We start from the raw sequence: 24,359 nt of genomic DNA, 5'->3' as shown, positions 1-24,359 counted from the left end.
CCACCCCCGGCCTCAGCCGTACGTGGCCCGCAGCCAGTCGCGCATCAGGGCCGCCGTGTGCGGGGCGTGCTCCTCCAGCATGGTGAAGTGGTTGCCGCGGGTGGTGACGGCGGTGTGGTCGAACGGCCAGACGGGGGCCCAGTCGTCAGGCCAGCCCTCCAGCGGCGCCCCCGCGCGCACGAACAGCACCGGGGCCGGAAGCTCGGTGAACGGCCAGTCGAACGTCTCGTAGTGCAGCATGGCGGTGACCCAGCTGTCGTCGCCGGGCATCGCCGAGTCCGGGTCGTCCGCCCGGTGCTGGAGTTCCCCCCGCAGGCCGGGGGCCAGGACGGCGAGCCGTTCGTCCTCGCCCGGGGCGTAGCTGTCCAGCAGGACGACACCGGCGGGCGGGGTGCCCTGGTCGTACAGGTACCGGGCGAGCATATGGGCGATCAGGCCGCCGGAGGACAGGCCGGCGAGCACAAAGGGCCGCTCCCCCAGCTCCACGCGCAGACCGGCGGCGTGTGTCCGCAGCAGCAGTTCCGAGGTCCGCGGGAGCGCCTCGCCGCGGTGGAAACCCGGTTGCCGCAGTGCCCAGACGTCCCGCTCACCCTGGAACGGCCTCGCCAGGCGCGCGTACTGCACGGGGTCCGAGGTGCCGATGGCCGAGGTGACACACACCAGGGCCGGTCCCTCCGGGCCACTGGCCAGCCGGGTCGGTCGCGGGATCCGCGGCAGCTCGTCCAGCGAGGAGAAGTAGGTGCGCGTCGTCCCCCATTCGGTGGCCCTGGCCCTGGCGATCAGCTCGTCGACGGTCTCGCCGCGCTCCTCCGGGGCCGGTTGGTCCGCGGGCCGGGCCAGCACCTCCAGCAGATGCCGGACCAGCGCCGGCGGTGTCGGATGGTCGAAGGTGACGGTCGCCCGCAGCCGTACGCCGAGCGCCTGGCCGAGGTGGTTGCGGATGCGGACGGCGGCCAGCGAGTCCACGCCCATCTCCAGGAACCCGGCCTGCGGACTGAGCTCGTGCGTGCCGTCGTGCCCGAGGACCAGCGCGACCGTGTCCAGCACCAGGTCGAGCAGCGTCCGCTCGCGCTCCGGCCCGCCCAGCGGTTCGAGCCGTCGGCGCAGGCTTCCCCCCGGCGTCTCCGGCCGGTTCACCAGCTCCCGCAGCAGGGGCCCGGCCTGGCCGCGCGGGTCGAGCCGGGCGGGCACCAGCACCGGGTCGGCGAGGGCGGCCGCGGCGTCGAACAGCGCCAGCGCCTCCTCGGTGGACAGCGAGTCGGCCGCCGGGTCGAGATGGCGGGTCATGTCGCTGCGCTCCCGCCACAGGCCCCAGGCGAGCGAGACCGCGGGCAGCCCCCGCGCCCGCCGGTGGTGCGCCAGCGCGTCCAGCACGGCGTTGGCGGCGGCGTAGTTCGACTGGCCCGCGCTGCCCGCGGTGGCGGCGGCCGACGAGAACAGCACGAACGACGTCAGGGGCAGATCCCGGGTCAGCTCGTGCAGGGCGAGCGCGGCCTCGGCCTTCGGCCGCAGCACGGCGTCGACGCGCTCTCGCGTCATGGCCGTCACCACGCCGTCGTCCAGCACCCCGGCCGCATGCACCACGACCGTCGGCCGGTGTGTGCCGAGCAGCTCGGCCAGCGCTGTCCGGTCCGTGACATCGCAGGCGGCCACGGTGGCGGTGGCGCCCAGGGCGGCGAGTTCGTCCCGCAGCCCTGGCGCATGGCCACGGCGGCCGGTCAGGACCAGCCGCCGCACCCCGTGCGCGGCGGCCAGGTGGCGGGCCAGCAGGCGGCCGAGCGTGCCGGTGCCACCGGTGATCAGGACGGTGTCCTCGGGCCCGGCGAACCGCCCCGGGCCACGGGGGACGGCCCGCACCAGGCGGCGCGCCAGCACTCGTCCGCCCCGCAGGGCGACTTCCGGTTCCTCCGCGGCCAGGGCGGCGGTGATCGTGTGCGGGGTGATCTCGTCGGCGTCCAGCAGGACGAACCGGCCGGGTTCCTCGGTCTGCGCCGACCGGACCAGGCCGATGACGGCCGCGCCGGCCAGGTCGGGGAGGTCGTCGCCGGCCCTGGCCGCCGCCGCGCCCGAGGTGAGGAACACCAGCCGGGAGGCGGCGAACTCCGGGTGCGCGCTCCACCACTGGACCAGGCTCAGCGCACGGTGCGCGGACTCCCGGACCGAGCCGCGGGAGCCCGCGACAAGCACCGCGCCCGGCACCGGCAGCCCCGCGGCGACCGCCTCCGCCAGCGCCGGAAGATCATCGAAGTTCGGGAAGTGGCCGGTGTCCAGGCCGACGGTCGCGATGGTCTCCGATGCCAGGCCGCTCGCCGGGCGCACCTCGACCCACCGGGTCCGGAACAGCGCGTCGCGCGGGGCGGCGCTCCGTACGGCCGCCGGGCGCAGCGCCAGCGAGTCCACCGACAGCACCGGCGCGCCCTCGCCGTCGGTCGCGGTCAGCCGCACCCCGTTCTCGGCGGACCCGGACAGCCGCACCCGCAGCGTCGAGGGCCGGGCCGGGTGCGCGGTCACCCCGGTCCATGCGAACGGGAGCAGCGGGCCGTCTGCGGCTCCGCCATTCGTAGAGGCGCCGAATCCGATGGCGTGCAGGGCGGAGTCGAGCAGCGCCGGGTGGACCACGAAGCCGCGGGTGTCCACCGGGCAGGCCACCTCGCAGTACACCGCGTCGCCGCGCCGCCACACGGCGCGCAGCCCTTGGAACGCGGGGCCGTAGCGCAGCCCGTGGCCGACCAGCGCGGGGTAGAGCCCGGTGTGCGGGATCTCCTCGGCGCCGGGGGGTGGCCACTTCTCCGGGCCCTCGGGCTCGGTGGGCGCCGGGCTCAGCACACCGTCGCCGTGGCGCACCCAGCCCGCGCCGTCCACTTTGGCGTGGAGGCGCAGCGCGCGGCGCCCGGTGCCGTCCGGCGCGCCGACCCGCAGCTGCACGGTCGCGGCGCCCTCGTCCGGCAGGGCCAGGGGCACTTCCAGGGTGAGTTCCTCGACGGTGGCGCAGCCCGCCACGGCGCCCGCGTGCAGCGCGCATTCGAGCCAGGCGGTGCCGGGCAGGATCACCTCGTCCAGCACCCGGTGGTGGGCCAGCCATGGAGCCGACGCCATCGACAGGCGTCCGGTCAGCACCAGTTCATCGCTGTCGGCCAGCTCGATCGCGGTGTCCAGGAAGGGGTGTTCGCCGCTTCCGGACTCGCCCGGTGTCAGCCAGAACCGCTTGCGTTCGAAGGGGTAGGTGGGCAGTTCGGTGAATGCGGGTGTGTCCGGCCCTGTCCATGCCGTCCACTCCGGGCACAGCCCGCGGACATGGAGTTCGGCGAGCGAGGCGAGCAGCGCCGCGCGGCCGCTCTCCCGGCGGCGCAGCGACCCGACGGCCACGGCCTTGTCACCGACGGCCGCCGCGATCGCCGGGACCAGCACGGGGTGTGCGCCGACTTCCACGAAGAACGAGTGTTCCGGCGCCGCGAGCCCGGCGAGGGCCTCGTCGAACCGCACCGGAAGACGCAGATTCCGGTACCAGTACACGGCGTCGAGCTCCGTCCCGGCGAGCGCGGTGCCGGTCACCGAGGAGTGGAAGGGGATGTCCGTGGCCGTCGGCGATATCGGCGCCAGCTCGGCGAGGACGCGGTCGCGGACGAGCTCCACCTGGGGCGAATGGGACGCGTAGTCCACCGGCAGCTTCCGCACCCGTACGCCGGACTCGGCCAGGTCCGCCAGCAGCGCGTCGAGGGCGTCGGTGTCCCCGGCGACCACCGCCGATCCGGGCCCGTTGACCGTGGCGATGGACAGCCTCCCGTCCAGCCGGGGCCGCAGTTCGTCCGCCGACAGCTCCACCGCGGCCATGCCGCCGTGGCCGGACAGCCCCGTCAGCGCCTTCGCGCGCCGGGCCACCACCAGCGCGGCGTCCTGGAGGGACAGCGCGCCGGCCACATGGGCCGCGGCGATCTCCCCCTGGCTGTGCCCCACCACGGCGTCCGGCTCGATGCCGCAGGAGCGCCAGAGGGCGGCGAGTGCGACCATGACCGCGAACAGCGCCGGCTGCACCACGTCCACGCGCTCCAGCGAGGGCGCGTGCGGCCGCTGCCGCAACACGTCCATCAGGTCCCAGTCCACGTGCGGCGCCAGCGCCCGGGCGCAGCGGTGGATGTGTTCCCGGAACACCGGCGACGTCTCCAGTAGGTCGCCGGCCATGCCCGCCCACTGACCGCCCTGGCCGGGAAAGACGAACACCACCTTGCCCGTCAGATCGGCGGTGCCGGTGACCAGGCCGGGCGCGGCGGCGCCGCGGCCGAGCGCGGTCAGGGCGGCCCGCGGCTCTGTGTCGAGCACCACGGCACGGCGCTCGAACGTGCTGCGGGAGGTGACCAGCGCGTGTGCGACGCCTGCCGGGTCCCTGCCGTCCAGGTGCGACAGCAACTGTCTCGCCCTGGCGCGCAGCGCGGAGTCGGTGCGGGCCGAGAGCACCCACGGCAGCGGCTCCGCCCCGGGGGCGGCCGGGGTTTCGCCGGGCGTCGGCGCTTCGGCGGGCGGCGCCTCCTCCAGGATCACATGGGCGTTGGTGCCGCTGATGCCGAACGCGGACACTCCCGCGCGCCGGGGGCGGCCCGGGCGGGGCGGCCACCGGCGGCTCTCGGTGAGCAGCTCCACCGCGTCGGCATCCCAGTCCACTTGGGACGACGGGCGGTCCACGTGCAGGGTCTTCGGGAGGGTCCGGTGGCGCAGCGCCAGTACGGTCTTCAGTACTCCGGCGATCCCGGCGGCGGCCTGGGTGTGCCCGATGTTCGTCTTCACCGATCCGAGTGCCAGCGGGGCTTCCCGGTCGCCGCCGTACGCCGCCTGCAACGCCGCCGCCTCGATGGGGTCGCCGAGCCGGGTCCCGGTGCCATGTGCCTCGACGGCGTCCACGTCGCGGCCGCACAGCCCGGCGTCGGCCAGCGCGTCGCGGATGACCCGCTGCTGGGCGCGCCCGTTCGGCGCGGTCAGCCCGTTGGAGGCGCCGTCGGAGTTGATCGCGGTGCCCCGGATCACGGCCAGCACGGGGTGGCCGTGGGCGAGGGCGTCGGTCAGCCGCTCCACGAGCACGACCCCGGCGCCCTCGCCCCAGCCCACGCCGTCGGCCGCCTCGGCGAACGCCTTGCAGCGGCCGTCCGCGGCGAGCGCGCCCTGGCGCTGGAAGGCGGTGAACAGTCCGGGGGTGGACAGCACGACGACGCCCCCGGCCAGCGCGAGATCGCACTCCCCCGAGCGCAGCGACCGGACGGCCAGATGCAACGCCACCAGCGAGGACGAGCAGGCGGTGTCGATGGAGACCGCCGGGCCCTCCAGCCCGAGCAGATAGGCGACCCGCCCGGACAGCACACTGGCCGCGGTGCCGGTCGCCAGGTGGTCGGTGTGCTCGTTGTGGTTGCTGATCCTCCCCAGCAGGCCGCGGTAGTCCTGGTCGCTGGTGCCGGTGAACACCCCGGTCCGGGAGGTGCGCAGGGACAGCGGGTCGATGCCGGCCCGTTCCACGGCCTCCCATGAGATTTCCAGCATCAGCCGCTGCTGCGGGTCCATCGACAGGGCCTCGCGGGGGCCGATGCCGAAGAAGCCCGCGTCGAACCAGCCGGGGTCGGTCAGGAACGCCCCCGCGCCGGTGAACTCGTCCGCCCAGCCGCGGTCGGTGGGGAAGGGCGTGACGGCGTCCCGCCCCTCGCGGACCAGCCGCCACAGGCCTTCCGGGTCGCCCACTCCGCCGGGGAACCGGCAGCCCGCCCCCACGACGGCGATCGGCTCGCGGGCGCCGGCCTCGGCCACGCGCAGGCGTTCCCGGGTGTCCCGCAGCGCGGTGGTGAGGCGCTGCACGGTGTCGAGCAGCCTGCGGTCGTCAGCCATCGAGCCGGTCCTCCCCGGCCCGGGAGAGCTCCTCTTCGGCGCGGCTCAGGACGGCCTCGAGGTCCGCCGTCCCGGGCTCCGCCTCCGGTACGGGCTCGGGTGGGACGGCCGGGGCGAGTTCCGCGGCGAGGTGGCCGGCCAGCGCGGAGGGGGTGGGGTGGTCGAACAGCGTGTTGGCGGGCATCCGCAGGCCGGTCCGGGCGCTGAGCCGGTTGCGCAGCTCGACGATGCCCAGCGAGCTGAGCCCTTGCTCATGGAAGGGTTTTCCGGGCTGGATCTGCGCGGCCGACTCGTGCCCGAGCACCTGCGCGGTGTCCTGGCACACCAGGTCGCGCAGCACACGGACCCGCTCGGCCCGCGACATCCCGGCGAGCCGGCCGACGAGCGAGGAGACCTCCGTCGGCGGATCGACGGCCTCGCCCCGCCGGGCCTCGGGCAGGTCCGCGAGCAGGGCGCTGTCGCGGGTGGTGGCGAACGCCGTGAGGAACCGGGCCCAGTCGATGTCCGCGATCACCAGTCCGGACTCGTCGTCCGCGAAGGCCCGGGCCAGTACGGCGACGGCCAGGTCCGGGTCGAGCACCGTCATGCCGTTGCGGCGCAGCCGGGTGCCCACGATCCGCGCGTCCGCCCCGTCCACCGCCATGCCTCCGGCGCCCCATGGCCCCCAGGCCACCGAGGTGGCCGCGAGTCCGTCGGCGCGGCGTTGTTCGGCGAGCGCGTCGAGGTAGGTGTTGGCCGCCGCGTAGTTGGCCTGGCCGGCGTTGCCGACCGCGCCGGTGGCGGAGGAGAACAGCACGAACGCCCGGAGCTCCCCCGCGAGTTCGTGGAGGTTGCGGGCGCCGGTGGCCTTGGCGTGCAGGACGCGTGCGAGCCGCGGCGGATCGAGGGCGTCGATGACGCCGTCGTCGAGTACCCCGGCCGCGTGGACGACCGCGGTCAGCGGGCGGTCCCCGGGGATCCCCGCGAGCAGGGCCGCCACCGCCTCCCGGTCGCCCACGTCGCAGGCCGCGGTGTCGACCTCGGCGCCGAGCGCGGTCAGTGCGGCGACCAGCTCGGGGTCGTCGGTGTGCCTGCCGGTCAGGAGCAGCCGTTGGACGCCCTCGGCGGCCAGCCATCTGGCGACGTGTCCGCCGAGCGCCCCGAACGCCCCGGTGACGAGGGTGGTTCCGCGCAGCGGCCAGCCGCGCCGGGGCCCGGTGCGCAGCGGCGCGCGCAGCAGGCGCCGTACGAACACTCCGGAGGCGCGGACGGCGGCCTGGTCGTCCGTGGCGGAGAGGATCCCGGCCAGCCGTTCGGCCGCCGGTGCGTCCACGGTGGGAGGCAGATCGACCAGTCCGCCCCACCGCCCGGGGTGCTCCAGGGCCGCGACCCGGCCGAGTCCCCACACCATGGCCTGCGCCGGGCTGCCGAGCCGGTCGCCGTGGCCGGTGGACACCGCTCCCCGGGTCGCGCACCACAAGGGCACGTCGAGGGCGGTGTCCCCCATGGCCTGGATGAGCGCCGTGGTCAGCGCGAGCCCCGCGGGTACTCCGGCCGTTTCCGGATGGGTCCGCTCGTCCAGGGCCAGCAGGGACAGCACCCCGCCGGGCGGTGCGCCGCCCGTCACGGACGCCAGACGCTCGGCGAGTTCCGCGCGGTCCGCGCCGATGGCGACGGGGAGTGTCCGGGTGCCGAGCGCGTCACGGAGCGGGTCCGGTACGGGGAGGGCCTCGGAATGGACGATCAGCCAGTCGCGCCGGGTGGCGACCCGGTCCGCGGTGGGCCGCCAGCCGATCCGGTACCGCAGCCGGTCCATCGCGGCTTCCCGGTCGTGATCGCGCCGCCAGCGCGCCATCGCGGGCAGCAGTTCGCCGAGGGTCCGGTCGGTGCCGGTGCCCAGCAGATCGCTCAGCGCCTGGGTGTCCTCGCTCTCCACGGCCCGCCAGAACGCCGAGTCCGTCCGCTGGGAACGGTGTTCCGCCGCCTCCGGCAGCAGCCAGTACCGCTTGCGCTGGAAGGCGTACGTGGGCAGGTCCACGCGGCGCGCCCCGCTTCCGGCGTACCACGCAGACCAGTCGGGCCCGTGGCCGCGGACCTGAAGCGCCGCGACGGCGCCGAGCACATCGTCGTGGCGCAGGGCGGGGATCACCGCCGCCTCGGTGGTTTCATCGAGGCAGTCGGCGGCCATCTCGGTGAGCGTCGTGTCCGGTCCCAGCTCCAGGAAGGTGGTGACGCCCTCGTCCCGCAGGGTCCGCATCCCGTCCCGGAACCGGACCGTGGAGCGCACATGGCGGACCCAGTACTCGGGGGAACACAGGTCACCGGGCTCGGCGAGCCGCCCGGTCAGATCGGACACGACAGGGATCTCGGGCGGGTGGTACGTCAGCCCCTCGGCGACGGTGCGGAACGCGTCGAGCATGGGGTCCATCAGGGCCGAGTGAAACGCGTGGCCGACCCTCAGGCGCGTGGTCCTGCGCCCCTGGGCGCGGAACCGCTCCGCCACCGCGACGACCGCCTCCTCGACACCGGAGACCACCACCGACCGGTGCCCGTTCACCGCCGCCAGCGATACGCCCGGAGGCAGCTCGGCAACCTCGTCCGGCGCGGCCGCCACCGCGTACATCGCCCCTTCCCGGGGCAGCGCCTGCATGAGCGAGCCGCGCGCCGCGACCAGCGTGCACGCGTCCTGGAGGGACAGCACCCCGGCCAGATGGGCGGCGGTCAGCCCGCCGAGGGAGTGGCCCAGCAGCAGGTCCGGCCGGATGCCCCAGCTCTCGAACAGCCGGAACAGCGCCACTTCGAAGGCGAGCAGCCCGGGCTGCGCGAACTCGGTGCGATCGAGGGGGGCTTGGTCGGTCCCGAACACCGTCTCCTTCACGGGCGGCTCCAGCGCGGCGCACACCTCGTCGAAGGCCTCGGCGAAGGCCGGGTGGGCGGCATACAGCCCGCGTCCCATGCCCACGCGCTGGCTGCCCTGACCGGTCAGCAGAAACGCCAGGCCGCCCTCGGCCACCGCGCCGACCGTGAGGCCGGGGTCGGGTCGTCCACCCGCCAGGGCGGTCAGCGAGCGCCGCAGCCGGTTCCGGTCACCGCCGGTGAGCACGGCCCGGTGGGTCAGCGCCGAGCGTGTCCGGGTCAGCGAGAAGCCGATGTCGAGCGCGTCGAGGTCGGGACGGGCGTCCCAGTGCGCGGCGAGCCGTCCGGCCTGGGCGCGCAGCGCGGCCGGCGAGCCGCCGGAGACGGTCCACAGCGGCCGGACGGTCCGCGCGGGCTCCGCCGGGGCCGGTGGCTCGGCGGGCGGCTGCTGGAGGATGACATGGGCGTTGGTCCCACCGATGCCGAACGACGACACGCCCGCCCGCCGGAGCGGTCCCTGGTCGGGCCATGGCGTGTCCTCGGTCACCAGCCGCAGCCCCGCGTCCCAGTCCACGTGCGGGCTGGGCCGGTCGACGTTGACGGTCGCCGGGACCAGCCCGTGCCGCATGGCCAGCACCATCTTCATCACCCCCGCGGCACCGGCCGCGGCCTGGGTGTGGCCCAGGTTGGACTTCGACGAGCCCACCAGCAGCGGGTGGTCCGGCGGCCGGTGCGCACCGTACGCCTCCAGGAGGGCGCCGGCCTCGATGGGGTCGCCGAGCATCGTCCCGGTGCCGTGCGCCTCCACGACGTCCACGTCGGACGGTCTCAGCCGGGCGTCGGCGAGGGCGGAGACCAGCAGCCGGTGCTGGGCGGCGCCGTTGGGCGCGGTGAACCCGTTGCTGGCGCCGTCGGAGTTGACCGCCGACCCCACGACCAGGGCCAGCACCGGATGGCCGTTGCGGCGTGCGTCGGAGTACCGCTCCAGGACGAACATCCCGCCGCCCTCGGACCAGGCGGTGCCGTCGGCGCCCTCGGCGAACGGCTTGGCCCGGGCGTCCGGCGCGAGCCCGCCCCGGCGGCTGAACTCGACGAACACCATGGGCGACGAGAGCACGGTGACCGCGCCCGTCAGCGCCAGCGAGCACTCGCCGCGGCGCAGCGCGGCGGCGGCGAGGTGCAGCCCCACCAGCGACGAGGAACACGCCGTGTCGATCGCGAGATTGGGCCCGCCCAGGCCGAGGGTGAACGAGATCCGGCCGGAGGCCGTGCTGGCGCCGGTGCCGATCGCCAGATGCGGTCGCACATGGAGGTCCGGGTGGCCGGCGCCGGTGCCGTACTGGCCGTGGGACAGCCCGGCGTAGACCCCGGTGTCGCTGCCGCGGAGGGTGACCGGGTCGATGCCGGCCCGTTCGATCGCCTCCCAGGACAGTTCGAGCAGCAACCGCTGCTGCGGGTCCATCTCGAGGGCCTCGTGTCCGCCGATGCCGAAGAACGCGGGGTCGAACTCGGCGGCGTCGTGGAGGAATCCGCCCTCGCGCACATAGCTGGTGCCCGGGCGGTTCCGCTCCGGGTCGTACAGCGCGGCCAGGTCCCAGCCGCGGTCCTCGGGCATCGGCGACATGACGTTCCGGCCGGAGACGAGCAACCGCCACAGATCCTCCGGCGATCGCACTCCGGCCGGAAACCGGCAGCTCATCCCGACGATCGCGATCGGCTCGTCCGGGCCGGTCCGACGGGGGCGGGCGGCCACCGGCCGGGGCGCGCGGTGCTCCAGGTGTGCGGCCAGGCGGTTCGGGGTGGGGTGGTCGAACAGCGCGGCTGTGGCGATCTTGAGCCCGGTCCGCTTCCGCAGCCGGTTCACCAGCTCCACGGCGGCCAGGGAGTCCAGCCCGAGCTCGAAGAACGACCGGTCCGGCCCGTAGCCACCCCCGGTCATCGCCTCGGTCTCGATCCGGATCGACCGCCGCAGATCCGTGGACCGGGACACGGCGCGGGCGGGCTGTGCCACCTCGGTCGGCAGATGGGTGCGGCGGCCGCCCCAGCCGCCGAAGACGGCGGGCCAGTCCACCGGGACGCCGTGGGCGTGCAACCCGCCCAGCGTGCCGAGCACGGCACGGAGATCGGACCCGCCGCCGTGCAGGGCCGCGGTGATGTGCGCCTTCGCGGCGGCGGGCTCGGGCAGGGTCTCCTCGACCAGCGCGGCCAGCACGCCGTTCGCGCTCATGTCCACATAGGTGTTCACTCCGGCCGCGTCGAGGCCGGTCACGCACTGGAGGAAATGCCCGGTGCCGCGCACCTGCGCACCCCAGTACTCGGGCAGGCAGACGACCGTGGGATCGGTTCCGAGCGCGTGGTGCACCGGGACGATCGGAATGCGCGGCGGTCGTGTGACGAGGCCGCGGGCGAATTGCTCGAAGTCCCCGGCCATCGCGGCCATATGCGGTGAGTGAAAAGCCCGGTCGACCGGCAGCTGTTTCACCTTGCGCCCCCGCTCCGACCACAGCGCGGCGATCCGCAGCACGGCTTCGCGATCTCCGGAGACGACGACGGAGTTCGGGGCGTTCACCGCGGAGAGGGCGACCAGGTGTTCGTGTCCGGCCAGCGATTCGAGGGCCTCGGCCTCGGTGACGCGCATCGCGACCATCGCGCCGCCGACGGGTGTCCTCTCCCGGAACAGCCGGATCCGCTCGGCGAGCAGCGCGCACACGTCGGGCAGGGAGAACACCCCGGCCGCCGTCGCGGCGGCCAGCTCCCCCACCGAGTGCCCGGCCACGAAGTCGGGGCGTACGCCCCAGTGCTCGAACTGCCGGAACAGCGCGACCTGAAGGGCGAACAGCGCGTCCTGGGTGTACAGCGCCTCGTCGGCCGGCGCGACCTCGGTGGCCTTGCCCGTGTCGAGCAGCAGATCGCGGACCGACCAGGTGGCGACCGCGTCCAGGTGTGCGCACACCTCGTCGAGCGCGTCCGCGAACACGTCGAACAGCGGATACAGCTCACGCCCCATGCCGGGGCGCTGGCCGCCCTCACCGGGGAAGAGGAAGGCCACCTTGCGACCGGTGTCGGCCCGCACCGCGCCGCTTTGGCCCGCGGCCAGCTCGCCGAGCCCGTCGGCGAGTTCCGCGCGGTCGGCGGCGAGGAGCACCGCGCGATACGGCAGATGCGGGCGGCCGACCGCCAGGGTGTGCGCGGTGTCGAGCAGGTCCGGGCCCCCGGGCTCGGCCAGATGGGCGCGCAGGCTCTCCGCCTTGCCGTACAGCGTCTCCTCGCTGTCCGCCGACAGCAGCACAGGCAGCGCCGGGACGGCAGCCTCCACCGGCGGCGCGGGGCGCACGGGCGGTTCGGAGAGCACCAACGCGCAGGCCGTTCCCGCGCCGTCCGAGGAGCTGAGAACCGCGGTCAGCCGACCGTCGAGGTCCGGGGCTCCGGGGACCGGCACCTGTCCCCGGCCCAGCAGCACGGGCAGCTCCAGCAACGCCGCCACCGCGTCCCCGGCCTCGCCACCCGGCCCGCCGTCGTCGAACAGGCCGTCCGGTGCGGACTCGGCCGCGTGGTAGCCGCCCCGCCACCAGAAGTGAATCCCGTCGCCCGCCACCTCGGCGCGCGCACAGGCCTGCCGCACGACGTCACCGCGGCCCAGCGCGCTGCCGTCGATCACACAGTGGACGGGGTCGCCTTCGGCCACCGCGGCCGGAGCCGGCTTCAGCACCAGGAATCCGCTGCTTCCCTCGGGCGACACGACGCCGGCGAGCGCCAGCGCGGACTCGCCCGTGAGGATGGACTGGCAGGCCAGGTGGACCACCCCGGCGGGCAGGGTGTCCAGCGTCAGCGCGGGCCCGGTCACGCCCAGTTCGGCGGCGATCGGGTCGGCCTGCGCCATGGCGAACACACTGGCCGCCGCCTTGCGGAGCCGCTCCGGGACGAGGCCCGCGTTGTCCAGCGCCCGCAGCGCCGCTTCGGTCGGCGGCACCCCTGAGGGGCAGTTGGACAAGCCGATCACCGCGACCGGCGCCGGGCGAGCGGTACTGCCGGGCTGCATGGGACCACCTGTCCTGTTCACCGTCTCATCGTCGGGCGGAATCGTGCCGAACACGGGCCGTGGACGTATCGCTTGAGGGAATGCCACCGAATACGCGGGTAATCCCGGGAAGAGGCGACGGGATCGGCAGCGTAACTATTCCCGGCAAGCGATTCCAGGCTCCGCCTCCGGGTGGAGCGGGTGTTTAGCAGATCTCCTAGTCCTCCCCGGCGCCGGCGCAAGTCCCCGCACATCCATGCCATGCTGAGAATCTCCAGAACTGTCATTGCCAGGCCCGGCCCCCTGCACTTTCTTCATCCATTAAGGGTCGGGAATGCAGGAATCTGGTCTTCGACCCGCGATAGGGGAATCAGCTTGCAGCGATCCATGCGACCTGCCTTGCTGGACGGACAGACGCTGGGAGAGAGCCTGGCGCTGTTGGCGAAGGCAGCACCGGACTCCCGCGCGAGGTTTCCCACCGCGGGCGACGACATCACCGCGGCGGACCTCCACATCGCCTCCGCCGCGGCCGCGCACGCGTTTCTGCGCGCCGGGGTGCGGCCCGGTGACATCGTGGGCGTGCTGGTGCCCACCGCCGCCCGGTTCTTCACCACGGTCTTCGGGCTCTGGCGGGCCGGGGCGGCGATCAGTGTGCTGCCGGTCCAGGCCGGATTCGGTGATCCGCGGGACACCGCGCGGCGCATCGCGCGCATCGCGGGTGTCGCGGGCCTGCGCCACCTCGTCCTGGACCGGGACTATCACGAACTGGGCGACGATCTCGGGCGCGCACTCGCCACGACGGCCCCCGAGGTGGCCCTGGTGCCCCCGCCGTCGCCCGGCTCCACCGGCGACCCGCTCGCCCTGCCCACCGTCGACCCCGACGCGCTGGCCATCGTCCAGTTCACCTCAGGCAGCACCAGCCTGCCCAAGGGCGTGATGCTGCCGCACCGCACGACCATGGCCGGCCTGCGCGCCTGTGTGGTCTCCGGCGGGTTCAGCCCGGACGACGTGTTCGTCCAGTGGGTGCCGACCTTCCACGACATGGGGCTCATCGGCCTCCAGGCCCACTGGCTCAACGGCGCCGACGTCCACGCGTTCTCGCCGACCACGTTTCTCCGGCGACCGGGCACGGTGCTCGAACACTTCGCCGCACACCGCGGAACGGTGATCACCGGCCCCAACTTCTCCTACGACTACCTGCTCGACCATGTGCCGGCGGAGCGGCTCGCCGCGCTCGACCTGTCCAGCTGGCGGCTGGCGTTCAACGGAGCGGAACCCGTCAGCGCGGCCACCGTGCGGCGGTTCACCGAGGCGCTGGCGCCCAGCGGTGTCGGCCCGTCGGTGATGTACCCGGTGTACGGCATGGCCGAGGCCACCCTGTCGATCAGCTATCCCGCCCCCGGGGACACCGCTCGGATCCGTGCTGTGGACCGCGACGAGCTGGCCAGGACCGGTGCCGTGCGCCCCGTCGCCGAGGCCGCGCCCGGGGCCAAACCGGTCGTCTCGGTGGGCCGCGCGGTGCACGGCGTCGAGCTGCGGATCGCCGGCGACGACGGGGCGGTGGCGGCCGACGGCACGCTCGGCGAGATCCAGATCGCCGGGGAGCCGGTGACCACCGGCTACTTCCGTGACCCCGAGGCGACCCGCGCGGTGTTCGCGGATGGCTGGCTGCGCACCGGCGACCTGGGCTTCCTGCTCGACGGCGAGCTGTATGTCACCGGGCGGCGCAAGGAGATGGTCGTGGTGCACGGGCAGAACTTCTTCCCCGACGACGTCGAGAACGTCGCCCGCACCGTGCCCGGTGTCTACCGCCGCCGCTGTGTCGCCTTCGCCGACACCGATGCCGAGGGCGGCGAGCGGATCGGGGTCATCGTGGAGACCGGTGACGATCCCGCGCCGGTGATCAAGGAGGTCCGCAGCCGGGTGGCGGCCGAGCTGGACCTGTCCCAGGTGCGGGTCTACGCGGTCAAACCCCGCTGGATCCCCCGCACCACCAGCGGAAAGTGGCAGCGCGTGCTGGCCGCGCGGCGCGTGACCGCGGGCGACGGCGAAGGGGTGTTCCCCGCCACCGGAAGTCCAGACCGAGGAGAACGGGTGTGAACAGCAGAACACAATCGCCGGCCGGGGTCCCCCTGCTCGCGGACGACCGGATGCACAGCGCCCGGGTGTTCGCCGCGTATCAACACGCCACCTGGGAGCTGCACCACATCCCGTGGGAGGAGTTCCGGGCCGATCTGGTGCTGCCCGAGCACATCGTGTTCGCCAAGGGCGCCATCGTGGGCGAGTCGAACGTCATCGCAGCGACCCACGGACTGCTGAACGAGTTCGCCATGGACTACGACTTCTCGCAGTTCGCCTGTGTCTGGGGCTACCAGGAGATCCAGCACCACCTGGCCTTCCAGACCTGGCTCCAGCTGGCGGGCCACAGCATCGACCACCACACCATCGCCTCGATGCGCGAACCGTACCCACCGGGGGTGACCCGGGCGGCCACCCTGGCCACCAATGTCATCTGCGAGGTCCTCGCCACCCACGCCTACAAATGTGTCGCCCGCCGCATGGAGGAACCGGTGCTCGCGGCCATCCTGAAGAAGGCCAGCGGCGACGAGGCGCGGCACGCACGCGAGTTCGTCCACTACACCGCGCAGCAGCTGGCCGCGCGGCCGGAGGAGTGCGCGTCGGTCGTGGAAACCCTGTACATCTACATGGGAACCACCCGTGACCTGTACCGCCATCCGGTCAGCCGGTTCAAGGGCAACCTTCCCGAGCTGGAGAACCACGAGACCATCGACGAGATGTTCTCCTACTTCGCCGAGATGGACGAGGACGGCAGCGACTGGGCGAAGTGCTGTGAGCAGTTGTTCAAGTACTTCTCCGCGCTCACCGGCCACCGGCTGACGAAGATGTCCGACGTGCGCCGGGCGATCGCCGAGGAGTCGCCGAAGAGCAAGGTCGCCGCATGAGCACCGCGCAAAACACCACCGGCGAGGCGATCGAACTCCCCTGGCACGCGGAGCCCTCCTTCAACTGTTTCGGCTGCTCGCCACGCAACCCGATCGGGCTCAAGCTGCGGCTGAAACGGCTGCCGAACGGAGACCACGCCGCCGAGACGGCCTTCTCGGAGAACTACGCCTCCTACCCGGGGATCGTGCACGGCGGCATCGTGAACGTGCTGCTGGACGAGGTGATGGGCGACACCCTCGCGCTGGTGCACGGCCTGCTCGCGTTCTCCGTGACCCTGCGCAGCAAGATGTTGCTGCCGCTCGCGGTGGGCGAGCCGTATCTGACCGCCGCGCGGATCAGCGGCCAGGGCAACGGAGTGCTGCACACCCAGGCCGAGATCACCGGGCCCGGGGGCGAACTGCACGTCATGGCCACCGGCACCTACCAGCCGATCCGCTCCCAGCAAGCCAGAGAGTTCATGCGGCTCGACGATGCCGCCTTCGGCCGCGTACGCCACTACTTCGACCACGGTACGGGAGAGTCATGACCGCCGAGCCCACCAGCCGCGAGCGGATCGCCGCGATCACCACCGAGTTCCTCGCCACCGAACTGGAGATCTCCCCCGACGGGATCGGCCCCGCCGACACCCTCAAGGCGCTGCCCGGGGCCGACTCGATGAAACTGCTGCGGGTGGTCTCCAAACTGGAGCGCCGGTGGGACATCGAATTCGACGACCAGGCCGTCTTCTCCGCCGAGACCGTTGATGAACTGGTCACCCTGGTGCACACCTATGTCGGCAAGGAACTGACGACGCCGTGATCACTCTGACCCCCCAAGAGGCATTCCAGGCCACCAACCAGCACTACGAGCTGCCCGCCGAGCTGTTCGCCGCCTACCTCGACCGGCGGCTCAAGTACAGCTCCGGGCTCTACACCACCCAGGACACCGACCTCGACCAGGCGCAGACGGACAAGCTGCGCTTTGTCGCGGGGCGGCTCGGTCTCACCGGCGGTGAGCGGCTGCTCGACATCGGCTGCGGCTGGGGCAGCCTGACCCTGTTCATGGCCCAGGAGTACGGCTGCCAGGTCACCGGTGTCACCCCGTCGCGCCCGCAGATCGAGTACATCCGGGCCCAGGCGGAGAAGGCGGGCGTGGCGGAGCTGATCACGCTGACGCACGGCGCCTTCACCGATGTCGAGGTGGCCGGGGTGTATGACGCGGTCACCATGCTCGGCTCGATCGTGCACATGCCCGACCGGGGCACGGTCCTGCGCAAGGTCCACGAACTGCTGCGCCGCGGCGGGTCGCTGTATCTGTCGGAGAGCTGTTTCCGGAACCACGCCGCCTACGAGGAGTTCTCGCGCCGGCCGGGCACCAGGCATGTCACCGAGAACATATTCGGGTTCGCCGACATGGTGCCGCTCTCCACTCTCGTGGAAGCGGTGGAGTCGGCCGGGTTCAGCCTCACCGCGCTCTCCGACCTCACCGCGCACTACCACCGGACCATCCAGGACTGGGAGGAGCGGGCCCACGCCGCGCGCGACCGTATCGAACGGGTGGCACCCGGCATGAGCGAGCCGCTCATCCGCTATCTCCGGACGGCCAACGCCGGCTGGGGCTACACCACCAAGCACTACGCGCTGAGCGCGCTGAAGTCCCGGATGGGCCCGGCGGAGGCGCCATGATCGACCCCGCGGAGGCCGGGAGACTGACCCGGCGGGCCGTGCGCCACGCCGACCGGCAGCACTGGTCCATCGACGAGCTGCCCTGGGCAACGCTGCGGCCGGAGGAACTCACCGAGACCGACCGATCGGTGGTGCGGTTCATCACCTTCGTCGAGGACCACATCCCCGGGTATCTCACCTACTTCCTGGACTCCTTCCCGGTGTCCGGTGAGGACCTGGCCATCGAGGAGTTCTGCTTCAACCGCGAGTACTTCCGGTTCCTGATCTCCTGGGCGAACGAAGAGGAACGGCATGCCTCGGCGCTCACCCGCTATCAGATCGAGGCCGGGATCAGCGACCCCGACACCCTGATCCGGGAGCTGGCCGAGGAGGGCAGAAAGAAGTTCGCGCTGCCGTACGAGAGCCCCGTCCAGGCGTTCACCTACACACTGGTCCAGGAGAAGGCCACGCAACTCTTCTACCAACGGTTCAAGGCGGTCGCCACGGAGCCGGTGCTGCGCGAGCTGCTCCATCGGCTGGCCAGGGACGAGGCCCGGCACTTCGCCTTCTACACCGAGCTCCTCACCGCCTACATCGGGCGGCATGGACTCGCGGCGACGGTGCCGGACCTCAAGGACGTGCTCGCCACCTTCCGCATGCCCCTGGCGGACACGCTGGGCGGGTACTGGCGGTGGTCGCTGAGCATCGCGGACGCCGTGTCCTATGACCACACCGAGGCGTACGGCGCCCTGATCCGGCTCGTCGACAACTTCGCCACGTCACGGGGCGACGCGTCGGCGGCCGACCTGGCCGAGTTCGTCCACCGCGTCCGCTCCGTCTGACCGCCGCGGCCAGGACGACGGTCGAGTCCGAGGCGCGCGACCAGGCCGGCCACCACGGCGTCCTGCCGGGTCAGATAGGCGGCGAAGGAGTCGCCCGTGATGAAGGCGTCGGTCCAGCCGTGCCGGGTGAGCTCGGCCTTCCACTGCCGTGAGGTGTGCAGCGCGGTCAGCGCCCGGATCCACCGCTCGCGGTCCGCCGGGCTGATGCCGGGCGGCGCGACGATCCCCCGCCAGTTGTGGAACACCAGGTCGATGCCGGACGCCTGGAGCGTCGGCACACCGGGCAGCGCGGCCATCGGCCGGTCGCCGGAGACCGCGAGCACCCGCAGCTGGCCCGCCTGGATCTGGCCCAGGAACTCACCGATGCCGCTGGTGGCGAAGTCGACCCTGCCGTCGAGCAGCGCGGGGAGCAGATCGCCGCCACCGCCGTCGTAGGCGACGTATCTCACCCGCCGGGGAGCGATGCCGACGGTCCCGGCCAGCTCCATGGGGAACAGATGGTCCGGGCCGCCCAGGGAGGAGCCGCCGCCGACCGTGACGCGCCGCGGGCTCTCCTTCCATGCGGCGACCAGCTCCCCGACCGTGCGGTACGGCGAGTCCTCGCGGACCACCACCGCCTCGGGCTCCTCGATCAGCCGCGCGATCGGGGTGGTCTGCCGTACGGTCACCCGCGTGCGCAGCACATGCGACGCGCCGAGGACCCCGAGGCCCATCTGGAGGGCGAGCCGGCCGTTGCCGCGCTCGTTGACGGTGCGCTGGAGGCCCACCGTTCCGCCGGCGCCGGGCAGGTTGAACACCTGCACATCGGAGGCGGTTCCGGTTTCCTCCAGCACCTGGGCCACGGTCCGAGCCGTCGTGTCGTATCCGCCCCCGGCCGTGTTGGGCACCAGGACGCGCAGATCGCCATCGGAGCCCCCGGCGCCCGGCCAGACGCCGCAGCCACCGGCCACCAGCGAGACCAGGAGCGCGAGGGTGCCGGACAGGGCTCGGTTACGTCCTCTCATGGCACCTCCCTTTCGCTTCGCGCACGGCGGACGTCATGATTGTGCGGCCTGGCGGGAGGGTCGCCCAGGCTGTGTCGGCAGGAGAGATTGAATTCATCGTGGTCGCCGTGTTCCGTCGCCATACGCTCGCGGGCGAGATGCTGGTGCTCCAGCTCGCCATCGTCGTGGTGGTGCTGCTGGCGGTCGCCGCGGTCTCGCTCGCGCAGTCGGAGGCCACCTTCAACCGGGTCGAGGGGCGCCGGGTGAGCGCGCTGGCCGAGCAGCTGGCCGCCCACCCCCTCGTGCACAGCCGGCTGGTGAAGCCCGCGCCCGCGGAGGCGCTGGCCCCCCTGGTGCTCTCCACGCGGGTGCAGTCCGATGTCACCTCGGTGACGGTGGCCGACCGCGACGGCCGCGTCGTCAGCTCGACGAACCCCACGGTGGTCGGCGACCGGCTGCCGCTCGGCGAGGGGGTCGGCGCGGGCCGCGGCTGGTCGGGCTCACTGGACTGGGACGGCAACCGGGAGCTGGTGGCCCAGGTGCCGGTGCTCGGCACGACGGGGGACGACGCGGGCCGGAGGCTGGGCACGGTCATGGTCGGCGAGGCGTCCCCGACGGTGTGGCAGCGGCTCGGCGGCGCGTCCTCGTATCTGCTGATCTACCTCGGCGTGGCCAGCGCGCTGGGCGTCGTCGGCTCCTGGCTGCTCGCCCGCCGCGTCAAACGGCAGACGCTCGGACTGGAACCACGCGAGATCACCGGGCTGGCCGAACACCGCGAGGCCATGCTGTACGGCATCGCCGAGGGGGTCGTCGCCCTGGACCCGCAGCACCGCCTCACCCTCGTCAACGACATGGGCCGACGGCTGCTGGACCTGCCCGAGGACTGCGTGGGCCGGACCGTGGCCGAGCTCGGCATCGACGGACGGCTGCTCGACGTGCTGACCGGGACGCAGGAAACCACCGCGAACGCGCGTGACGAGGTCGTCGTCCGCCACGGCCGCGTCCTGGTCATGAACCGGATGACGGTCACGAAGGACGGACGGCTGCTCGGCTCGGTCGCCACCCTGCGCGACCGAACCGAACTGGCCCACCTGGAGCGGGAGATCGGCTCCTTCCGCAGCACCTCGGAGCTGCTGCGAGCGCAGGCGCACGAGTTCGCCAACCAGTTGCACACCATCTCCGGGCTGATCCAGATCGGCGAGCAGGAGGAAGTGGTGTGCTACATCCGCGCGTTGAACCAGCGCCGCCACTCCCTCGACATGACCGTCGGCCGCCGGGTCCGCGACACCGCCGTCGCCGCGCTGCTGATGGCGAAGTCCGCCCAGGCCGCCGAGCGGAAGGTCGCCCTGCGCATCTCCGACCGCACGGCGCTGGGCCGGCTCGCCCCGGAGGACGCCGCGGATGTGGCGACCGTGGTCGGCAACCTGGTCGACAACGCCATCGACGCGGCCACCGCGGCCGAGCCCGACGGCGGCGTCCCGCCCGACGAGGCATGGGTGGAGATCGAGCTGAGGCAGGACGCCGCCAGCGTGGAGATCGTGGTCCGCGACTCGGGGCCCGGCATCGCCCCCGAGCTGGCCCAGGAGGTCTTCGCCCACGGCTTCACCACCAAGGCCGCCCAGGAGGGTGAGCGCGGCATCGGGCTCGCCCTGACCCGTCTCGTCTGTGAGCGCCGCGGCGGAGAGATCGCGGTGACCAATACGGCCGAGGGCGCCATGTTCACCGCGCGCATGTCCGTCGGCCGGCCCACCGACGCGGTGGCGGAAGGAGCTACCCCATGACCGAGCCGACCGACACCATCGACGTCCTGGTCGTCGACGACGACTTCATGGTCGCCCGGGTCCACCGCACCTTCGTCGAACGGGTCCCCTCGTTCCGGGTCGTCGGCACCGCGCACACGGGCGAGCAGGCGATCAAGGCGGTGGACGAGCTGCGCCCCGACCTGGTCCTGCTCGACCTGTATCTGCCGGACGTCTTCGGCCTGGACGTCATCCCCCGGCTGCGCACCGCCGGACACGACTGCGACGTCCTGGTCATCAGCGCGGCCCGCGAAGCCGACGCGGTGCGCGACGCCGTACGCCACGGCGTCGTCGACTACCTCCTCAAGCCCTTCGACTACGAGGACCTCCAGCCCCGCCTCGAACGGTACGCGACCCGGCGCGGACGGCTGCTCACCACCGTCGTCCGCGGCCAGGCGGACGTGGACCGCGTCCTGGCCGGGGCGTTCACACCCCCCGCGGGCAGCGCCCTGCCGAAGGGCATGAGTGTGGAGACCGCCGATCTGATCGAGCGCGCGCTCCGCGACGCGGACGGCACGCTCTCCGCCACCGAGGCGGCGGCCGCCACCGGCGTCTCCCGGGTGAGCGCCCGCCGCTACCTGGAGTACTTCCACGACACCGGCCACGCCGACGTGACCCTGCGCTACGGCTCGACCGGCCGCCCGGAGCGCCGGTACGACTGGCGCGCGTAGCGGCGGGCCCTCCGACCCGGGGGTCCAGGAGCCCGGATCTTGCGGACCTCCCGGTCGGGGTGCGCGACGGCGACAGCGATCCTCCGGAACACCCGCTGGGGAGGGGGCACTCCATGGAACACGGCCCCGCACGCGCCGCACACACCCCGCTCGGGCGCCGTCAGGCGCTCGCCGCGCGTGCCGCCGCCAGATCCGTCACCAGGCGCTCCTCGACCGGGACGCTCGGGTCGGAGTACTGGCCGGAGAGGCAGACGGGACCCGCCCAGCCCAGGTCGGCCAGCCGGCCCAGGACCGCGGACCAGTTGGACAGCCCCTCGGCGCCGGGGACGAACCACGGTTTCCAGTGACCGCCGACCGACGTCCCGGCGGGCTCGACGGGGACATGGATGACGTTCTTGAGGTTGACGATCCCGAGCCGGCGGACGACCAACGGCAGCGTCACCCCGGGGTCGTCGCCCGCGAGCGCGTCGTGTGCGGCGTCCCACACCACCCGGAAACCCTCCGCCGGAAGCCCGTCGAGGAGGTCCATCACGCCCAGCGTGGAGGAGACGAAGCGCCCGTGGTGCGGCTGCACCCCGACCTGTACGCCGTACCGCTTCACCAGGGGCGCGGCGGCCTCCAGGCGCTTCCGGAAGCGGCGGACGGAGGCGGTGTAGCCGTCGGGGCCGAGCTCGGCCATGACACGGATCATCGGTACGTCCGCCGCCCGGCAGGCCGCGAAGACGGGTTCGTCCAGGCCGCTCGCGACGCTGATGACCTCGACGCCCTCGGCCCTCAGCTGGGCGGCGAAGGCCGGCAGCAGCCGCTCCGCCTCGGCCGGGGTGACATAGGCGCTGTCCCGTACCGGGACCTCGGCGCCGGAGAATCCGAGCCCGGAGACCAGCTTGCCCAGCTCGTCACCGGGCAGGGCGGACCAGGGCTTGGTGAAGACGGACCACAGATATGTCATGGGTCAGCGGCCTCCGAGTCCGCTCATGGTGATGCCTTTGACGAACCAGCGCTGGGTGAGGAAGAAGATCAGGATCAGCGGGACGGTGGTGATGGTGGCCGCCATCAGCAGCAGGTTCCACTGGGTTCCGTTGGTGGACTGGAACACCTGGAGGCCGACCGAGGCGGTCCTGGTGGCATCGCTGTTGGAGATCACCAGCGGCCAGAGCAGGTTGTTCCACTGGCTGATGAACTTGAACACCGCAAGGGTGGCGATGGCCGGCACGGCCAGCGGGATGATCACCCGGGTGAAGGTCTGCCAGCGGTTCGCCCCGTCGAGGCGGGCCGCCTCCTCGTAGTCCCGGGGGATGCCGAGGAAGAACTGGCGGAGCAGGAACACCCCGAGCGCGGTGAACGCGTGCGGCAGGATCATCCCCGCCCAGGTGTCGACCCCGTGCAACTTGGCCACCAGGATGAACTGCGGGACCAGGGTGACCTGCGTGGGGATCATCAGCGTGGCCAGATACACGCCGAACAGCACCTCACGGCCGCGGAAGTTCAGCCGGGCGAAGGCGTACGCGGCCAGCGCCGCGGTGATCGTCTCCAGGATGGTGGTGCCACCGGCGAAGATGACGGTGTTCAGCAGATAGTCGCCGAGCGGGACCAGGTCGAAGGCGCGGCCGAGGTTCTCCCAGTGCCAGCTGCTCGGCCAGAAGGAGGGCTTGGCCGCCATCGACTCGGTGTCGGACTGGAAGCCGACCAGCACCATCATCACGATCGGGGTCAGGGTGACCGCCGTGGCCAGGAAGCAGGTGAACACCAGCAGTTTCCGTCTGGCGACGGGCGAGCGGCGCGGCGGCGTGAGGACGGGGAGGTCAGTTGTCATAGTGCACCAGCCTCCGCTGGAGGAGGAACTGCATCGCGGTGATCACCGCGATGAAGGCGAACAGCACGATCGACTGCGCGGCCGCGTAGCCCTGCTCGTAGTTCTGGAATCCCGTTTGGTAGATGTACATGACGAGGGTGGTGGTGCGTGATCCCGGACCGCCGTCCGTCATCACCAGTGCCTGGTCGAAGACCTGGAACGAGTTGATGATCGAGGTGACGACGACGAAGAACATCGCCGGTGAGAGCAGTGGCAGCGTCACACTGCGGAAGGTCCGCCACGGTGTGGCGCCGTCGACCCTGGCCGCCTCGTACAGCTGCTGCGGGATGGCCTGGAGCCCGGCGAGGAAGATCACCATGCCGAACCCGAAGCTCTTCCAGACGCTCATCGCGATCAGCGCCGGCATCGCCCAGTCGTCCGAGATCAGCCATGCCGGGCCGTTGATACCGAAGACGCCGAGCACGGCGTTGACCAGTCCGTCGGTCGGGATGTAGAGCCAGACCCAGACGAAGGCCACGGCGACGGTGATGGTGGCGTAGGGCAGCAGGAGCAGCGACCGGAAGACCGCGATGCGCCGGAGCCCCTGGTTGAGCAGCAGGGCGAGGGCCAGGCTGACCAGCAGGGTCAACGGCACGCTGGCAAAGGTGAAGTACAGGGTGTTGCCGAATGCCGACCAGAAGGTCGAGTCCGGTCCCAGCCGGGTGAAGTTGTCAAGACCCGCGAAGCTGGGCGGGCTGAACAGATTCCAGTCGAGCAGCGAGATCACCCCCGCGGCGATCACCGGGCCGGCGGTGAAGACGACGAACCCCACCAGACTGGGCAGCAGGAACAGCCAGGCGGCGAACGCGTCCGAGCGGCGCCGTCGGGGGCGCGGGGGCCGTGGAGTCGGGGTCCGGGATGCGGCGGTGCTGGTCTCGACAGCCATGGTC

General features: G+C 72.7%; 13 protein-coding genes and 1 pseudogene. 8 read left to right on the top strand and 6 right to left on the bottom strand.

Features of this window, described 5'->3' with window-relative positions; genetic code table 11:
- Window positions 1-12: 12 nt before the first annotated feature.
- Window positions 13-5,862, bottom strand: a complete 5,850-nt coding sequence (locus ACZ4WQ_RS08805; protein ID WP_468022126.1) for an SDR family NAD(P)-dependent oxidoreductase — start codon at window positions 5,860-5,862, stop codon at window positions 13-15.
- Entirely contained in the window at window positions 5,855-12,736 is a 6,882-nt protein-coding gene (locus ACZ4WQ_RS08800; RefSeq protein ID WP_468022125.1) for a type I polyketide synthase, read from the bottom strand. The genes ACZ4WQ_RS08805 and ACZ4WQ_RS08800 overlap by 8 nt, the downstream gene beginning before the upstream one ends.
- A gap of 366 nt (window positions 12,737-13,102) precedes the next feature.
- On the opposite strand from ACZ4WQ_RS08800, the gene ACZ4WQ_RS08795 reads away from it, so the two are divergent.
- From ACZ4WQ_RS08795 to ACZ4WQ_RS08770, 6 genes and pseudogenes are all read left to right on the top strand, one after another.
- The gene (locus ACZ4WQ_RS08795; RefSeq protein WP_468022124.1) at window positions 13,103-14,815 is read left to right on the top strand and encodes an AMP-binding protein; all 1,713 of its coding nucleotides are present in this window, start codon (window positions 13,103-13,105) and stop codon (window positions 14,813-14,815) included.
- The gene (locus tag ACZ4WQ_RS08790) at window positions 14,812-15,678 is read left to right on the top strand and encodes a ferritin-like domain-containing protein (RefSeq protein ID WP_311722207.1); all 867 of its coding nucleotides are present in this window, start codon (window positions 14,812-14,814) and stop codon (window positions 15,676-15,678) included. The genes ACZ4WQ_RS08795 and ACZ4WQ_RS08790 overlap by 4 nt, the downstream gene beginning before the upstream one ends.
- Window positions 15,675-16,205, top strand: coding sequence for a PaaI family thioesterase (locus ACZ4WQ_RS08785; protein WP_385337721.1), 531 nt, complete (start codon window positions 15,675-15,677; stop codon window positions 16,203-16,205). Before ACZ4WQ_RS08790 ends, ACZ4WQ_RS08785 begins: the two co-directional genes overlap by 4 nt.
- Window positions 16,202-16,477: an acyl carrier protein gene (locus ACZ4WQ_RS08780; protein WP_311722204.1), complete on the top strand. Its 276-nt coding sequence runs from the start codon at window positions 16,202-16,204 to the stop codon at window positions 16,475-16,477. The genes ACZ4WQ_RS08785 and ACZ4WQ_RS08780 overlap by 4 nt, the downstream gene beginning before the upstream one ends.
- Window positions 16,474-17,343 carry an SAM-dependent methyltransferase gene (locus tag ACZ4WQ_RS08775; protein WP_361182151.1) on the top strand — a complete coding sequence of 290 codons (870 nt, stop codon included), beginning with the start codon at window positions 16,474-16,476 and terminating at the stop codon, window positions 17,341-17,343. Before ACZ4WQ_RS08780 ends, ACZ4WQ_RS08775 begins: the two co-directional genes overlap by 4 nt.
- Window positions 17,340-17,972 (top strand): annotated as a pseudogene (locus ACZ4WQ_RS08770) (acyl-ACP desaturase); the annotation flags it as partial. The gene ACZ4WQ_RS08775 and the pseudogene ACZ4WQ_RS08770, both read left to right, overlap by 4 nt.
- 71 nt (window positions 17,973-18,043) lie before the next feature.
- Here the strand turns inward: ACZ4WQ_RS08770 and ACZ4WQ_RS08765 are convergent.
- Window positions 18,044-19,168 carry a Bug family tripartite tricarboxylate transporter substrate binding protein gene (locus ACZ4WQ_RS08765; RefSeq protein ID WP_311722202.1) on the bottom strand — a complete coding sequence of 375 codons (1,125 nt, stop codon included), beginning with the start codon at window positions 19,166-19,168 and terminating at the stop codon, window positions 18,044-18,046.
- Between the two features lie 98 nt (window positions 19,169-19,266).
- On the opposite strand from ACZ4WQ_RS08765, the gene ACZ4WQ_RS08760 reads away from it, so the two are divergent.
- Both ACZ4WQ_RS08760 and ACZ4WQ_RS08755 read left to right on the top strand, forming a co-directional pair.
- On the top strand, window positions 19,267-20,928 hold the full coding sequence (locus ACZ4WQ_RS08760) for a sensor histidine kinase (protein ID WP_468022178.1): 1,662 nt from the start codon (window positions 19,267-19,269) through the stop codon (window positions 20,926-20,928).
- On the top strand, window positions 20,925-21,617 hold the full coding sequence (locus ACZ4WQ_RS08755) for a response regulator (protein ID WP_311722200.1): 693 nt from the start codon (window positions 20,925-20,927) through the stop codon (window positions 21,615-21,617). The genes ACZ4WQ_RS08760 and ACZ4WQ_RS08755 overlap by 4 nt, the downstream gene beginning before the upstream one ends.
- 160 nt (window positions 21,618-21,777) lie before the next feature.
- On the opposite strand, the gene ACZ4WQ_RS08750 is transcribed toward ACZ4WQ_RS08755, so the two are convergent.
- The 3 genes from ACZ4WQ_RS08750 to ACZ4WQ_RS08740 are packed head-to-tail and all read right to left on the bottom strand — an operon-like array spanning window position 21,778 to window position 24,355.
- Window positions 21,778-22,566 (bottom strand): sugar phosphate isomerase/epimerase family protein, encoded by a 789-nt coding sequence (locus ACZ4WQ_RS08750; RefSeq protein ID WP_398374308.1) that lies wholly within the window; start codon window positions 22,564-22,566, stop codon window positions 21,778-21,780.
- A 3-nt stretch (window positions 22,567-22,569) separates the two neighbouring features.
- Complete coding sequence (locus tag ACZ4WQ_RS08745) at window positions 22,570-23,430, bottom strand: carbohydrate ABC transporter permease (RefSeq protein WP_311722198.1); 861 nt, start codon at window positions 23,428-23,430, stop codon at window positions 22,570-22,572.
- The gene (locus tag ACZ4WQ_RS08740) at window positions 23,420-24,355 is read right to left on the bottom strand and encodes a carbohydrate ABC transporter permease (RefSeq protein ID WP_398374306.1); all 936 of its coding nucleotides are present in this window, start codon (window positions 24,353-24,355) and stop codon (window positions 23,420-23,422) included. The genes ACZ4WQ_RS08745 and ACZ4WQ_RS08740 overlap by 11 nt, the downstream gene beginning before the upstream one ends.
- Window positions 24,356-24,359: the final 4 nt, after the last annotated feature.

The organism is Streptomyces sp. NPDC028305 (assembly GCF_055569495.1).
This window is presented reverse-complemented; position numbering and strand designations above follow the sequence as displayed.